The organism is Psychrobacter fulvigenes (assembly GCF_904846155.1).
GTDB classification, from domain to species: Bacteria; Pseudomonadota; Gammaproteobacteria; order Pseudomonadales; family Moraxellaceae; genus Psychrobacter; species Psychrobacter fulvigenes.
The window spans coordinates 2,532,146-2,548,147 of the sequence record NZ_CAJGZP010000001.1; the positions used below are offsets into that span (position 1 = coordinate 2,532,146).

Below are 16,002 nucleotides of genomic sequence, written 5' to 3' on the forward strand. Positions count from 1 at the left end.
AATTTTTCGCAGCCTCTGTCGGCGTAGGCACAGCACGCAAGGAAAATTAGTACCAGCAGCACTGTACCTATTTTAAAGTGAGTTAACTATATACAAATTAGAGAAGGCTGAAATCAAAAAATGATTGATATTTATTTCCGTTTAGGTAATTTACTGTCCATGAGTAAGCTTTGTAATTCAATGTCATGACGGAAACGATAAAGCTTGGCAGGTCGCCCACGCTGAGCACTGCTACTCTCACCTGTTGGCTGCACTAAGTTTTGTGAATCCAGTAACCGACGGAAGTTTTGCTTGTGTAGCCTTACTCCCGACAGCGCCTCAATGCTTTGCTGCAACTGCAGCAAAGTGAACACTTCTGGCATCAAGCCAAATATCAAGGGACGATATTCTATCTTGGCACGCAATCTGGAGATGGCTGTCGCAATCACACGGCGATGGTCATAATACATGGGTGTGCCTATCATCTGAGTCCAGTTGTCAGGCAATTTACTAGGCTGATAACTTGGAGCCTCAGGGATAAGTCCTGCTTCATAAAGCATCTCGTAGCGCAGGAGGAGATGCTCTGCAACCCACTCACTACTGCTGTCATTGTAATTTTCAGATATTTCTGGATAGTCTTTTAACAAACTATGCGTATTATTATGCGTAAACGTGACAGCATCTATCACGCCTTCACTTAACCCCCAACATAAGCGGATTCGTTGACGCCGTCGATGCTGCAAAACGTCATCTTCCGCAGCATCTGCCCAAACCAATAGCTCAGGCACAATAGAGGTCATAATAATACTCGGCATACCCTCTAGGTGGTTTTCCCATGGAAAGTAGTCGTACCAATCTCGCCAAATTGCTTGGCTTGGCAACTCTGGCACTTGCGCCTCTTGCACCAACCCGAGATAGCTAACATAAACCAATGCATGGCCATCGCTATTGCGGCGACTGGTATCCACAAAGGTATATAACTGCTCAAGATAACCAAGTGGTTGCCGAGTTTGCTCTTCCACCCACTGGCGCACACCTGCTTGTAGTGAGCGATGCAACGGCATCAGTGGCCCATTGGGCAGCAGCTTGCCTTGGTCTACCGTCAAAACCCGCGCTGTATGATCCGTGATGGCAATCAATACCGCCACCACTTCCGTGGTACCACTACCCTGCTGATGCGCATGTGAATAAGACAACGTCATGGCTATTTATGATCATCCTTAGTTATAGGCAAAATAGTTAAAACAAAACTCAGTATAGCGCGAATTAGGATTTATCGTAAAAACTGGATGCAATTAATAGCTCAACAGTAGCCACTACTCTTTTCATTAAAACGCTTAATTACCTCATATAGTTGATTCACTCTAGAAACGATACAGTGCTGCTAGGGTAAATTTTGTGCAGCCTCTGTCGGCGTAGGCACAGCAAGCAAGTAAAATTTATACCAGTAGCACGTGACTATTAATAATGTATCGATTTTATTTAGTATTGACTATATGAGCACCTAAATAACAGTAAAAAACCTCCTATCTCTATCAGCCTAAATGATAAACTTCAAAAAAATACTTGTTTTTATGCTCAAAATGAGCATAATTAAAACACGTTATTTTTTAACAGCTCTATTCACTCTGTTTAACTCTCTCGACATGCGCACTTTTATTATTGCTATCGCACCGGAGGCTTGCCCCAATGAAAATCTATCCTTATGACGCACCAACCTTAAGCGCTGATAATAGCAGCACCACTCAGTTCAATATTGAATATGCCAAGGCAAAGATACCAGCCGAGCTTCCCCGCGATAAGCGTCTGGCAGTAGAAGCCAATATCAAGCAGCTACTGCAAGATCATAACGCGGTATTGGTCGCGCATTATTATGTTGACCCTTTTATCCAAGATTTGGCATTGGCAACAGGTGGCTGTGTCGGTGACTCACTCGAGATGGCACGGTTCGGTCAAGCGCATAGCGCCCAGACTCTAGTGGTGGCAGGCGTACGCTTCATGGGCGAATCAGCCAAAATATTAAGTATGGAAAAAACGGTACTAATGCCAGATTTGGAAGCTGAGTGTTCATTAGACTTAGGCTGTCCTGCCGATGAGTTTTCCGCCTTCTGTGATGCCCATCCTGAACGTACGGTGGTGGTTTATGCCAATACCAGTGCAGCGGTAAAAGCGCGTGCTGACTGGGTGGTGACCTCATCAGTAGGCATCGACATCGTCCGTCATCTACATGAGCAAGGCGAGCCGATTATCTGGGGGCCTGACCGCCATTTGGGTAAATACATTGCACAAGAGACTGGTGCCGACATGTTGCTCTGGCAAGGGTCGTGCTTGGTGCACAATGAGTTTAAAGCAACGGAGCTTATGCAATTAAAAGAGGAACACCCACAGGCAAAAGTCTTGGTACACCCTGAATCCCCTGATAGTGTGGTGGCACTGGCCGATGTGGTCGGCTCAACCAGTAAGCTACTGAAGTCAACTTATGAGATGGATGCCGATACCTTTATCGTAGCGACCGACCTTGGCATATTGCACGAGATGCAAAAGCGCTCACCGCATAAGCGTTTCTTAGCAGCGCCGACGGCTGGTGAGAGTGCCAGCTGTAAGAGCTGTGCGTTTTGCCCGTGGATGGCGATGAATGGCTTGCAAGGTATTGAACAATGCTTGATGCATCACAGCGGTGAAGTACTCATGACCCCAGAGCTGGCAGCAGCCGCAAAAAAACCATTACAACGCATGCTTGATTTTGCCGAATCACAAAAACAACGCGTACAAGCCAGTGGCGATATCGTCAAAGACCGTGCGCTATTTGCCAATGTGGGAGCGGCGTAATATGAATGAGGCGTGCGCAGCTGATAGAGCAAGCTATAACGCTGATGATGCTAGGCAAACAGACGTACTTATCATTGGTGCTGGCCTTGCAGGGTTAACGACCGCTTTAGCATTACCAAAATCGCTAAACGTAACCGTATTAAGTAAAGCGGCAATGGAAGTTTGCTCAAGTCATTACGCCCAAGGCGGTATCGCAGCCAGCCTAGATAAAAATGACTGCGTCGCTGATCATATCGCTGATACGCTCATCGCTGGTGCAGGGCTATGTGAAACGGATAATACGGCTCATATCCTCAGTGCCGGTCAACAAGCTGTGCAGTGGCTATGCGAGCAAGGCGTGCCCTTTACTCAGACTGCACAAACACACACTGCTAAAAAAGCCGCTGAGCAAACCTTAGATACAACCTCCATGGCATTAAATACTAGCGATTTGCATCTAACCAAAGAAGGCGGCCATGGCTGTAGGCGGGTTGCCCACGCTGATGATGCGACTGGTCGTCATATCATGCAAGCCTTGGTCATAAAAGCGCAGTCTGCGGCTAATATTACCATCTTGCCCTACCATGAGGCGCTAAGCTTATTAAAAGACAATAGTGATAGCCAATGCCAAGGAGCACTCGTTTTTGATCATCATAATCAACGGCAAGTGACGTTCCATAGTCGTGCAGTCGTATTAGCCAGTGGCGGCTTAGGACAGCTGTTTAAACGTGCCAGCGCGCCAAATGTCTGTATTGGTGATGGGGTAATGATGGCGTGGCAGGCAGGTTGCCGTCTCGCAAATTTGGAGTTTATCCAATTTCATCCAACAGGACTAGCACTGGACGACAGTAGCTTTTTGATATCCGAAGCCCTGCGCGGTGAAGGAGGACGGCTATATTGTCCTTTGACGGGCAAGCGATTTATGCTCGATATAGACGATCGTGCTGAGCTAGCGCCACGAGACATCGTCGCCCGTGCCATCGCTGAGCAAATTAATAATAATGGTTTGGGCTACGTGCATCTCGATGTCAGCCACTTGCCAGCCAAGTTTTTACAAGAGCATTTTCCGCAGATTTATCAGACACTATTAGACCTCGGTGTTGATATTACTACCGACCCTATTCCAGTCGCTCCTACTGCACACTATAGCTGTGGCGGCGTGGTCACTTGCGCTAATGGCTTAACAGATATCGCAGGGCTCTATGCCGCTGGTGAAGTCGCTTATACTGGTCTGCATGGTGCAAACCGCTTGGCCAGTAACTCTTTATTAGAGTGTGTGGTGGTTGGGCGTCATATCGCTGCGCATTTGCCACGTTATTTGTCTGATAAGACTTGGAGCACGCCCAACCTTTTTGACACTCAAGCTATCTCTCTCACAACACCTCTCTGTTCTGAGTCTGTCTCTGCTGCTGAAAACCTTACTACTAAAAACCTTGATGGCAATTTTGATGGTAGCTTTGATAGCAATGCTAATATCGATATTGATAACATGACTGCTCAATTAAAAACCTTGATGAGTAGCCACATGGGTATTGTGCGTAGCGCTGAGCAGTTAGAAAGCGCCTTGGTTCAAATACAACAGTGGCAAGGGAGTATCCATACGCTACACATATCTGACAATCCTGCTTTGTTTAACGACTTGGCTCATTGGCAATTATCACGGCAATTACAGCTGGCCTCTCTCATTGTGCAGTCAGCTTACCAACGCTATGAAAGCCGTGGCGGTCACTATCGACAGGATTATCCTACTCTAGCAACCGAGCCAAGGATTAGTGTCATTGAGCCCTTGATAGCTACTAAGTTTGATAGTGAGAGCTTGCGATATGAGCTCGCAAACTCTACTGAAAGGACTGACGGGCTAAAACTGGCTGCTACTGTTTGAGTTTAAAAAACCTTCTTTTTGTAGGTTGTTTTGTAGACTTTCAGCTCGAGAACTTATAGCATTCTAATACTCTAAAACCTTTGACCAGAGCCTAACCATGATAGCTACAGATACGCTATTTGTGATCGGACTGATGACCATCGTTAGTATGGTTTGGAGCATGCTTGCTCTGCCGCGTTTGCGTGCTCGTTTGCCCACCATTTATCTGATTGCACGCTCATGGTGGTGGATGCTAGCACTGCTCTGTAGCTGCTATCTGCTTGCCAAGATATCTGATAAGAGTCAATTCATCGATAATCAGCATCCTTATCAATGGCTCCTCGCTGCTTTTTTCATTGTCATTGGGCTGCGTGGTAGCTATGAGGTTAGCCGTCTTTGGCGCTCTGAGAGTAAAGCGCGACTGATTAGCAAGCTCCAAGCGCGCGGACTACAAGCGCATACGTTAGCCTTCGCTATTCCCCAAAGACATGGCACAGAAAAATATCGCTCAGAAGAACATCACACCGACCTGCAAGACAACCTTCAACCCTATATCTATCTGAATATTTTAGATGCATTATTTAGCGTCGCCTTCATTTTACTCATTGTCAGTTTGGTTTTTTTGCAGCAATTAACGTGGCATCGTGAACAATACGGCGTGTTACTGTTCGTATTATTTGCCAGTCAGTTTAATGATATCGCGCAATATTTATGCGGCAAGCTGCTCAAAGGTAGATTATTCAAACGTGGTCTTGCACCCAAAATAAGCCCCAATAAAAGTATTGAAGGCGCTGTCTTTGGGAGTTTGTTATCCGCCCTCTTGGCAACATTACTGGGAATTTGGTTGACGCCGTTTAGCTGGTGGGTATGCCTGCTTGCCGCCTATATGCTCGCAGTCAGCGGTATCACTGGCGACTTATTAGAATCAGCGTTCAAACGTCAACACGGGGTAAAAGATACTGGTACTTTATTGGCGGGACATGGTGGCGTGCTTGATAGAATAGATAGCTTACTGATTGGCGTGCCTTTATTTACCCTATTGTATTGGGCTCTAGGTTAGGCAGGCTTTTGGATATAAATAAGTCTAGCCAAGACGGACTTTAATCAATGCATCATAAAAAACCGACAACCACTAAAGGCTTTTATCAAGTTTGCTCCGTAGCAACCAATTTAACATGGGTTTGGGCAACTGGTTAAGTGCGCGAGTGATATAGCGCATTGAGCGCGGAAACACTGCCAACCCAACATCATCGGCAAGCGCCTGCATCGTGTATCTAACGGCAGTTTGGATGCTGATGATAAAAGGCTTATGACTGGCATCACCCCCATTTAAATCACGTAATGCTTGAGTATCGATATAGCCTGAGGCAATGCAAGTCACTTGGATATCGTAAGGAGCGAGAGCACAGCGATAGGCACTGGCAGTCGCGATCATTGCGCGCTTACTCTTTGCATAAAGGCTCGAGTAAGGATAGTCGATGATACCCGCAATTGAGGCGATACAGACAAGGCTTGGCTTTATGGAACCCACTCCTGTATTTGCTTCAACCTGCTGCATTAACTGTGCACTTGCCCACATAAAGACATACTCAAAGGCCTGCAGATTGATGGCCAGCATCTGAGTACTGGTCGCTTTATCAAGCTGCTGTACACGCTCATTGAAATAACTGCCTGCACTATAGATAAGTCGCTGAAACTGGCTAGCTGACAATGTATTCAGTAACGTTTGGCGCTGGGTAAAATCCGTCAAATCACAGTGATGAGTGGTGATATCAGGATGCTGAGCATTGATACGATCAATTTTGGCCTGATTATGACCGACAACACTCACTTGCCAGCCCAACTGCTGGTGCGCTAAAGCAAGCGCCAATCCTAGCCCACTGGTGCCGCCAATGACAATCACGTGCGCTCGATTATTCTTTTTATCATTCATAGTATTAATGGCTTTATCCTTACAATGCTGATTTGGGAGTTATGGCCGCTTTTATCAGCTGTAATTCCACCTTGATATGATACAATCGTCGGCTTGTTAAAAACTGACGAGTCTGCCGACCATGGAAAGCCTAGTTACCCTTGTTCTGGTATTAATGCCAATGTTTATTGGCTTTGCCATCCCTTCTAATCCCAAAATGACTAAGCTTGCCGATAAGGGTCTGTCTTATTTGGTTTATGTCATCTTAACTCTCATCGGTATTGAGCTGTCACAGGTCGAAGGTCTGGGTAGTCAAATAGGCGAAATCGCCCTTTATGTCACTATCCTATCGATTTTGACGATTGGTAGTGGCCTGTTTGCGCTTATGCTTTTTGATTACTGGCGTCCATGGCAGGCAAAGAAGCCGAGCGTCAAGTCTAAAGAGCATCGCGTCAGTATCCGTGGCAGCTTGGCACAAGTGATTTGTGTGGTGATTGGCATGGTGATTGGCTACTTCTTGCCAGTAGATTATATGCCACCTGACAACACCATGACGGCTATGCTGATGATATTAATACTGCTGGTCGGTATTGGGTTAAAAGGCTCAGGGATTACCCTCAAAGAAGTGCTGCTCAATAAACGCGGCGTTGAGATGAGTATTATCTTTACCCTCTCGATATTGGTTGGCGGGCTGATCTTTGCGCTGATGTTCAGCGATGTGTCATGGACAAAAGGCTTGGCACTGGCATCAGGGTTTGGTTGGTATTCACTATCAGCGATTATCATGACCGATGCTTATGGTGCCGTTTGGGGCAGTGTGGCGCTATTTAATGACTTGGTACGTGAGTTTTTTGCATTGATATTTATTCCCGTCTTTATGCGCAAATATCCATCAGCTGCGGTCGGTCTTGGCGGCGCGACCAGTCTTGACTTTACCCTGCCTATTATTCAACAATCTGGTGGTCTAAAAGTCGTGCCACTGGCGATTAGCTTTGGCTTTATTATTAATATCGTCTCGCCAATTCTGATGGTAGTGTTTTCGGCGTTGGGGTAAGTATAATTTAAATAATTAGCTATTACTTAAAACTCGATACATATATTTGAATTTGAGTCGTCTGGATAGTTGTAGGCTATTTCAGGCTCCATAGCTAGTCCATAAACTCGGCGATTCATGGCTTTACCCTCTTCAGTATCAGAAGATGCAATAGGCGCGTCATCACCGCAATCAAAAGTACTTAAACGATCAGCGTCAATTTGATGCTTTAGTAGTAAGTAGTTTTTGATCATCAGCGCTCTATTTTTGGCTAAAGAATTTAACCCTCCATTAACTTCATCTTCTGAAGTATGGGCTTCGATTCTAAAAGTGGACGTATCATACTCCTTCATTTTTGTTGCTACTCTATCAAGCTCAAGCTGATACTCTTTTGATAACTCACTGCTGCCCTTGGCAAAAAAGGCACGATATTCCATTTTTAGACCTACCCCAGGCATCGTAAAAGGGCAGCCTCTGTCATCTACCATTACGTTTTCTGGCGTATTTGGGCACTGATCTAATTTATCAGGAACGCCATCACCATCTGAATCAATCTCTGCTTGCATTGTTCTGATATTTTCATATTGGGGTACATCTTTAGACGATGCGATTGTAATAGTCTGGCAGCCGGTTAGAGTTATAGATGCTGCTAACAAAAAAATGCTGTAGAATTTCAGTTTCGTAGTCATTGTTTATCTTCCCTAATGTAGTAAAAATCCTGATCTAAGTTATGCCCAATGACTAGCGGCTACGTAACAATTTTGCAAAAATATACGTTTTAAGCCATCACTAGCTCTTTTTCTACCTGACAAACCCTATCATGCCACTCAATAAAATCACTGATAGCAGCTGGCGCGGGTTCGCTATTACCAACTTCCCTACCTTTAAAACTCTCAATATAACGGCAAGCGCGATAGCCTTTTGCAAAGCTCTCATAATCAGCAACCCACTGCTTGCGTGCAGTTAAAGCAGCCTGTTGTGCATTATCATAACTGAATTCAGGGCTGCCATCATCAGCGAACCAAAACTCTTTAGCAGGGATGCTTTTTTCCAACATACGCTGTTCGTTGACCTCAGCCATGCGCCACGGCTTGGCAGTGAGCCGCGCTCGAAAGCACTGCTGTGCCTGACTCAGACGCACATAATTGTCATCGGCATGGAAGTACTCAAACCACTCTGCTACTAACTCATCACTTGGCGCGATGGTATCGTGAGTGGCAATAATGCGAAAGCCTGCAGGCGTCTCATACAAACGGAAGCGCTCTTTTGGATGTTTGACAACTCGCTTTTGTAGTCGCTCAGTCATATAAGGCAGCAACGAGGCGATATCATCAGCATATTTTTGCGCGCGTGCTTTGTCTCTTTGGCTGGCTTGTTGCCACAAATAAGCAGTCACACCAATCATAACCACCAATAGCCATAACCATGACAATCCGAGCCAAGCGATGACACTGGCGATAAGTATAAACACCAGTACAAAAAACCACACTTTTAACTTCGGCGAAGGCTGGCTTTGATTGCTTATTAATACAGTCATATAGCCATGACTACCATAGCTATCAGGATAATTGTGGTGCAATAATTCATCATTATCGACATCAATGATGGCGATGTTATCAACGTTAGCGACCTGCGCGCCATAGCTATTACGCGTAGTGATAACCTGCGTTTGGTATGATGAGCTGTCAGATAAATCTGAGCTAGGAAAAGTTTGCTCAGAGATGATTTGCTCACGAATGGGAATGCCGTTACTTGCGTTATACTCTTCCCTGCGTTCACGGCGTACGATATCCTCACCTGCCAGCCAACGATTATGCGCCTCAGTCACACGCGTTCTAGCATGGTTTAATGCTTCGCTTTGACTGATATCTGACCAGCCATAACGCTTGATGGTGGCTTGCTTAACTGCGCTATCAGAGGTTGCCGATGATTTAAAGCGCTGCTTATACTGCGCCCAGTATTTGGGGATGAGCATGGGTTTTGCCTTTTACTCTCAATATTCATAGTAATTTTTTGTGTGTTTGCTAAAAAATATAACATGCCTTATTTTTATATGGTAATATAGATATCAATATGACCGTAACCTCTGCTTTTGCAAGTGGCGGTTCTCTATTTATAGCTTCTTGTTTTCTCTGCATCAATTCATATTATTGCCATAAGACCCAATCTTCTATATTCACCGTTAGACCAAAGTCTGCAAGTTTAACAGTATCCTCATGTACAGTAGAAAACTCGTTTAATAAACTTTTAAAGCGTTGATTTCAACCAAATGCGTACACCAAGCCTATCTTTGCCATTTTATTCTAAAATTTCTTTACAGTTTACTAAAGTATCATTGTATCTATCTCGCGCTGATATCCAACCAAATACTCGCTGATTCATGGTTGCACCCTCCTCAGTATCATTACGAGCAATTGGATCATCAGAACTACAATTAAAGGTTCGGACTCTATTTGCTGGCAAGCCAAGATTAACCAAATAGTCTTTGATACTTTGCGCGCGAGCACCTGCTAATGAGACAGGTATTAATTGCTGAGACGAGTCTTTGATATGTGCAACCTTGTTATCAACGGATTGTTGTTCGATTTTAGAAGTATGGCCTTGGACAAAAAGCGTCAGATTAGAACAGCGAGCCGCGAACTCTATAATCTTGTTTAACTCTGAAACGTACTTATCTTTTATTTCAGCGCTATCTCTATCGAAAAATACTCGCAACTCCATGGATAACATATCCTCCAAAGTCACCGTCATAGGTTTACCATTTTTATCAACAGGTGGCGGCTCAGCTATGCAGGTGGAAGGCACTAAAGTTTCTTGGCTAATACTATTGCCTACAGTCGCTGATTGACATCCTGATACTAAGCCTATAATTAATAAAGCAATAGTGACTTTTGTTGCTCCAAACTTAGTCATAGAGTATTCCTAATTAGTGATAGTAAATCACACTATATCTAACGTATCTTTTTAAGAAAAACACCCTAGACCCCACTTGCCTGCTTGGCAAACAGGCGCATCAAGGGTTTAATTTTGCTGACGCGATACATACCTTCATTGCGAAGTTGTTGGATGGGACGCATTTGAGCAAGCGAGCCTGCAAACAGCCAATTAAGCGCCGAAAAACTGTGCATCATCATGCTATTATGCGGACGACGCAGACGCTCATAGCTACGCAAGGTTTGGTTCGTACCCCACAGTTTGTTGCCACTGCGCGCATAGTCATGGGTGAGTTGTTCACTTAATGCCTTCACATCGAGCATGCCCAAATTCAGCCCCTGACCTGCCAGCGGATGCACGCCATGTGCCGCATCACCGATTAATACTAAGTTATCCGCGACGTAGCTTTTTGCTTGCTGCGCTGCTAATGGAAAGCTGGCGATTGATTCAATGTCGCGGATAGCACCCAGCTCATAATTGCTGGCAGCAGCCAATTTATCAGCGATATAGCGCGGCGTTTCTTCCAACAATGCCAATGCTTGGTTGCGTGGCAGTGTCCATACAATCGACTGCCAATGTTGTGGATTGGCCTTGTCCTCATCAGTGATATCGGCTAACGGTAATAACGCTAGCGTCCCAGTAGGTAGCATGGCTTGCCGAGCAGTCGCTCGGTGCGGCTTGTCGGTTTGAATGGCACAACAAATCGCCGTTTGCTTATAATCAAGCGTATCCAGCTCAATTCCTGCCTGCTGGCGCACAAACGAGCCGCGGCCATCCGCACCGACTAACAGACGCGCATCAATAACCGCACCCTCCTCTAACGTCACGCGGTAGCCTTGTTCTGTCCCCAACCAATCCATATCGACTACTTTTTGCCCAGCGATGACGGTCAGATAGTCACTGACATCATCCTCAGAGAGACGCTGCGATAATGCATACTCAATAACTGCAGGCTCAACCATGCTCCCAAGCAGTTCTGGCGTACTGCTTTCACTATCACCAAATAATAGCTCGCCCATACCGTTCAGTTGCCATACCTGCATTTGTGAATAGTCGGCCTTACGCCCAGATAGCGCAATCTTTTGCCAAGCGCCCACGTCTTTGAGTAAGTTTATACTGGCTAGGCTAAGCGCATAAACACGGGCATCGCGCCTGCTTAGTACTGCTTGCCACCCTAACTCATCACGTGCAGGCCGTGCATCAATCAAAGTCACGGGCATTTTGGCTTGCGCCAGTTTTAGAGCCAGCGTCGCACCGACGATACCGCTGCCAATAATGAGCGTATGGTTGTTTTTCATAAGTTATCTCTCAATGTTAGAACGCTTGTCAGGCTAGAACGCTTATTATCAACTGAAATTACACATTAACACGGATTTAATATCTCTAAAGCGCTCGGAAATTATTTGGCACAGCCTCTGGAACTACTGTACAGCCAGCGAGACAAATGATTACCGAGCGCCAAACATGATGGTTTTGCATAATATCAGTTATCAATACTATGATTTTAAGCCCATTGCATAGTTAGCGACTAATGGCTTAATGTTTGGTAATTTATCAAAGGCAACCAAAGCCACGTTACGTGCCAGCTTTACCGCTGGGTTCGGATGCGTAAAGCCATGTACGACGGCATCACAAAAGCGGATGACACGTTTTTGATCGCTTAGACGCGCTTTTTCATAGCGTTTTAATAACTGCGGATCACCAATATCTGCGCCCTTAAGTACTTGCGCACTCATCATCTGCGCCAGGACATGCGCATCACGCATACATAGGTTGAAGCCCTGACCCGCCACAGGGTGCAAAGTATGAGCTGCGTTGCCCATGATGACGCAGCGACCATCTGCCTGCTTGTCTGCCAGCACGCGTGTCAATGGATAAGCACCGCGGCGACCGGCAGCGACAAACTTGCCAGCACGCTGACCAAACGCCTGTTGCAAAGTCGCCAGAAAATGCGCATCATCGTCTAAATATTTATTTTCTTCACCCGTTGGACAGACCCAGACTACCGATCGGCGATAGCCGTTTTGATAGTCATTATTGCCATCCCCTTCTGGATCGGTCAATGGCAACACAGCAAGCGGGCCTGCTGGACTAAAACGCTCAATGGCGATGTGCTCGTGAGGCTTATCCGTCTCTACCACGCCAACGATAGCGGTTTGCTGATAGTCATAAGTCGTAGTGCCGATATCCAATAACTGACGCACTGTAGAGTCGCGACCGTCACAAGCGACCAAAACGCTGGCTTGCAATTGCTGCTCATGCTCCTCTTCACCATAGTAGCTAAAGCTGAGCGTCACCCCATCCGTTTGTTGTACATCGATGACATTGGCATTGTCAATCAAAGTAATCAGTGGTTCTTGCTGTGCGGCCAGTAATAGCTTGCGCCCTAGCCACGCATTTTCCATGACTTGTCCAAATGAGTCGACTTGCTCCTCAGCTTTGTTTAACTGCGCGCGCCCAAAGCTGCCTTGCTCACTGATCTGTACCGCATCAATGCGACAAGCATGACTTTGCAGCTCATCCCATAGCCCAATCTCTTGATAAATCTGTACCGTGCGTCGTGATAATGCCGTATTTCGACTGTCTAAATAATGGCTACGCGTACTATCATCATTTGGGCTGATTTTTGGATAGCTCATCTTTTCTAGCAAGGTACTGGCAATACCATGATGCGCAAGCAACAATGCAAAAGATAAGCCCACGTGACCACCACCAGCGATCAGCACCTGCTGCTCGGTGATTGCCGCTTTTTTTCCTACATTTGATAAATCTGAATCAGTGTTTTGCATCATTATTATTCCCAATTATTATTTCTACTGCGATTTGTTGAGATTGCTTACGATAGACGGTGAATAGCTGCTCAAAACTACCTTTATTTTATAATATTTATCATTTGATGCGTGCTCTAAGCTGAGTTATTGGCCGTTATAATATAAGCCATAGATTACCACAAATTGCGCAAACTTCCGTGTCCTTCACTATAGGTATAACGCTGACTCAACCTTTAGGACCCCTTATGGTCACAAAGCAAAGTATTGATAGCAGGAGTAGCAAACTCCAGGATTGCAATCGTCATACAAAACAAAACTATCCACCTCTGTCTATGGCTTGAAATTTAAAAACTATCAACCATAATGGAAGTAAGATGTTTACTTGTCATCACCCATATAATCAATAACTATTTTTCCGTCATTTTTACTTTTATTTTCTAAAAGCTATAAACCCTTACTGACTATTTTATTTTATCTATTAAGCCCGCTCACCTATTAAAACCTACCAATAGTAGCGGGCACCTAATATAAGGATAATCGCTTGACTGACTCCATGAGCCGCCGTATAAAGTTTGAATCACTGACCCCAGCACAGCTCAAAACCGTGCTTGGCGAATATAATAATCACATGAAATACATTCAAGAACGTCTCAATATTAAGATAAGCCAGCGTCAAGGCGACTTTTGCCTTAGCGGTGATATAAGGGATGTTGAGCGCGGCGAACGTATCATATATAAGCTCGTTGACGAAACCCAAAATTCAAAAGATATCAGTGCAGCAGAGTTACACCTTATCATTCAATCAAGCATCTCACGTGATGAAGACGTAGAAGACGATGAGCAGGTCACGGATAGTAAAGAAGACGCCAATGATTTGGATTCGGCAAGTGACTTTACGCCCGTAAGTTTGCGTACGCGCAAAGGTAAAATCATCCCGCGTGGTGGCAATCAACAGCGTTATGTAAAAAACGTGCTGAGCTCTGATGTGTCATTCGGTATTGGCCCTGCTGGTACTGGTAAGACCTACTTGGCAGTCGCTTGTGCGGTCGACATGCTTGAGCGCAATGAGATTGAGCGTATCTTACTGGTGCGCCCTGCGGTAGAAGCAGGCGAGAAGCTAGGATTTTTGCCTGGCGACTTGACGCAAAAGATTGATCCATATTTACGTCCTTTGTACGATGCGCTATACGAGATGATAGGTTTTGAGAAGGTCGGAAAAATGCTAGAGCGTCAGATCATTGAGGTTGCGCCACTTGCGTACATGCGAGGGCGGACTTTGAACAACTCGTTTGTGATCTTGGATGAGGCGCAGAATACTACGCCTGAACAGATGAAAATGTTTTTGACACGCTTAGGCTTTGGGTCACGCGCTGTCATCACTGGTGACATCACTCAGGTCGACCTGCCACGCGGTCATAAGTCAGGTCTGGCACAAGCGATGGATATCTTAAGTGATATTGAAGAGATTCATATCACCAAGTTTGATTCAAAAGATGTGGTACGCCATCAGCTGGTACAAAAAATCGTCGAAGCCTATGATGTGTTTGATGAGGAGCAAGTAGCGCTACAAGAAAAACGTAAGTTTGAGCGTATGAAGGAGCAAGAGCGCAAACAAGCAGTCGCTGATGCGGCCGCTAAGTTATAGCTAACTGTCGCACGCTAGTTTTGAAATCAGAAAACCGGATTACTGCTCGTAATCCGGTTTTTTTGCTAAGTACCATATATAAGAGTAGTACCTACTCAACTAGCAACTTATATGGACTACCCTAGGCTGTGGCTTTAGCCCTGAGAAACGTTAAAAAATTGCACTGCAATTTTAGTTTCGCAAGAGAAATTCTTTAAATAGAATTTCTGTAAGATAGTTTGCAGCACTTCGCCACCAACCACAGCCTACACCAATACATTTAGATATTTAAAAATGGGGCAATCAATATAAGTTTTGATCTTAACATTACCTCAGCTGCTATAGTAGCTTTAACAAGATAATTAAAGATTAAAGACAGCAAGGCTTAATCAGACTCAAAATTCTTAATAGGATAAAAATATGAATCAACCTAACAATAATAAAACAGCGGATGAAATCGCTAGTAGTGTCAATAATAACAATGCCAGTTTAGCGGCACTCGACATTAGCGCAACTGACAGTATTGATAATACTTTGGTCGACAGTTTTTATGGTGAAGACAGTCTCTTGCCAATCATGAGGGCGACACTTGATTATATGAATGAGCGCATCAAAAACGGTCTCACGTTACCCTACTTTGCCGACATCAATCCTGAGCTGTGGCAAAAGAAACCTAAAGCGCTGGATATATATATCACTGATGAAAGCGAAGGTCGCGAGTTGAATCTGGAAGCACGTGGCAAGGATTATGCGACCAATATTTTATCTTACCCAAGCGACTTGCCTGCCTCCACCATAGAGCTGATGCCGACGTTGCCACTGGGTGAGCTAATTATCTGTCATGCAGTGGTGGTGCGAGAAGCCGCGGAACAGGAAAAAACAGTAGTACAGCACATCAGCCATTTACTGGTACATGGTGTGCTGCATCTATTGGGTTTTGATCATGAGCTCGGACAGGCTGAGCAAGATGAGATGGAAAGCTTTGAAATTGAGATTTTGGCAGGTTTACATCTACCAAACCCCTATCTTCCCAACGCTTAAGTTTGATGTAGCCAGTTTTTTACCTAGCCAATCATTTAA

General features: G+C 45.1%; 13 protein-coding genes. 6 read left to right on the forward strand and 7 right to left on the reverse strand.

Annotated elements, in window-relative coordinates; translation table 11 throughout:
- Positions 1–131: 131 nt before the first annotated feature.
- Complete coding sequence (locus tag JMX03_RS10650; RefSeq protein WP_201596690.1) at positions 132–1,181, reverse strand: NUDIX hydrolase; 1,050 nt, start codon at positions 1,179–1,181, stop codon at positions 132–134.
- A gap of 487 nt (positions 1,182–1,668) precedes the next feature.
- Between JMX03_RS10650 and nadA the strand changes: the two genes are divergently transcribed.
- The 3 genes from nadA to JMX03_RS10665 all read left to right on the forward strand — a co-directional run bounded on the left by nadA (position 1,669) and on the right by JMX03_RS10665 (position 5,708).
- Positions 1,669–2,808 carry a quinolinate synthase NadA gene (nadA, locus tag JMX03_RS10655; RefSeq protein WP_201596691.1) on the forward strand — a complete coding sequence of 380 codons (1,140 nt, stop codon included), beginning with the start codon at positions 1,669–1,671 and terminating at the stop codon, positions 2,806–2,808.
- Position 2,809: 1 nt separating this feature from the next.
- Positions 2,810–4,669 carry an L-aspartate oxidase gene (nadB, locus tag JMX03_RS10660; RefSeq protein WP_201598053.1) on the forward strand — a complete coding sequence of 620 codons (1,860 nt, stop codon included), beginning with the start codon at positions 2,810–2,812 and terminating at the stop codon, positions 4,667–4,669.
- 97 nt (positions 4,670–4,766) lie between these two features.
- The gene (locus JMX03_RS10665) at positions 4,767–5,708 is read left to right on the forward strand and encodes a phosphatidate cytidylyltransferase (RefSeq protein ID WP_201596692.1); all 942 of its coding nucleotides are present in this window, start codon (positions 4,767–4,769) and stop codon (positions 5,706–5,708) included.
- Positions 5,709–5,780: 72 nt separating this feature from the next.
- Here JMX03_RS10665 and JMX03_RS10670 read toward each other — a convergent pair whose 3' ends face one another.
- A complete protein-coding gene (locus tag JMX03_RS10670; protein WP_201596693.1) occupies positions 5,781–6,581 on the reverse strand; it encodes an SDR family NAD(P)-dependent oxidoreductase in 801 nt (266 codons plus the stop codon).
- A 121-nt stretch (positions 6,582–6,702) separates the two neighbouring features.
- Here JMX03_RS10670 and JMX03_RS10675 point away from each other — a divergent pair, with 121 nt between their 5' ends.
- Positions 6,703–7,614, forward strand: a complete 912-nt coding sequence (locus tag JMX03_RS10675) for a lysine exporter LysO family protein (protein ID WP_201596694.1) — start codon at positions 6,703–6,705, stop codon at positions 7,612–7,614.
- A 26-nt stretch (positions 7,615–7,640) separates the two neighbouring features.
- Here the strand turns inward: JMX03_RS10675 and JMX03_RS10680 are convergent, their stop codons facing one another.
- The 5 genes from JMX03_RS10680 to JMX03_RS10700 all read right to left on the reverse strand — a co-directional run bounded on the left by JMX03_RS10680 (position 7,641) and on the right by JMX03_RS10700 (position 13,319).
- Positions 7,641–8,282, reverse strand: a complete 642-nt coding sequence (locus JMX03_RS10680; protein WP_201574120.1) for an OmpA family protein — start codon at positions 8,280–8,282, stop codon at positions 7,641–7,643.
- Positions 8,283–8,371: 89 nt separating this feature from the next.
- The gene (locus JMX03_RS10685; protein ID WP_201596695.1) at positions 8,372–9,568 is read right to left on the reverse strand and encodes a hypothetical protein; all 1,197 of its coding nucleotides are present in this window, start codon (positions 9,566–9,568) and stop codon (positions 8,372–8,374) included.
- Between the two features lie 323 nt (positions 9,569–9,891).
- Entirely contained in the window at positions 9,892–10,506 is a 615-nt protein-coding gene (locus JMX03_RS10690) for an OmpA family protein (protein ID WP_201596697.1), read from the reverse strand.
- Between the two features lie 65 nt (positions 10,507–10,571).
- Positions 10,572–11,825 (reverse strand): FAD-dependent monooxygenase, encoded by a 1,254-nt coding sequence (locus JMX03_RS10695; RefSeq protein WP_201596699.1) that lies wholly within the window; start codon positions 11,823–11,825, stop codon positions 10,572–10,574.
- Between the two features lie 198 nt (positions 11,826–12,023).
- Entirely contained in the window at positions 12,024–13,319 is a 1,296-nt protein-coding gene (locus JMX03_RS10700; protein WP_201596701.1) for an FAD-dependent monooxygenase, read from the reverse strand.
- A gap of 532 nt (positions 13,320–13,851) precedes the next feature.
- Between JMX03_RS10700 and JMX03_RS10705 the strand changes: the two genes are divergently transcribed.
- Entirely contained in the window at positions 13,852–14,943 is a 1,092-nt protein-coding gene (locus JMX03_RS10705; RefSeq protein WP_201577100.1) for a PhoH family protein, read from the forward strand.
- 399 nt (positions 14,944–15,342) lie between these two features.
- Positions 15,343–15,963: an rRNA maturation RNase YbeY gene (gene ybeY / locus JMX03_RS10710; protein WP_201596703.1), complete on the forward strand. Its 621-nt coding sequence runs from the start codon at positions 15,343–15,345 to the stop codon at positions 15,961–15,963.
- Positions 15,964–16,002 lie beyond the last annotated feature (39 nt).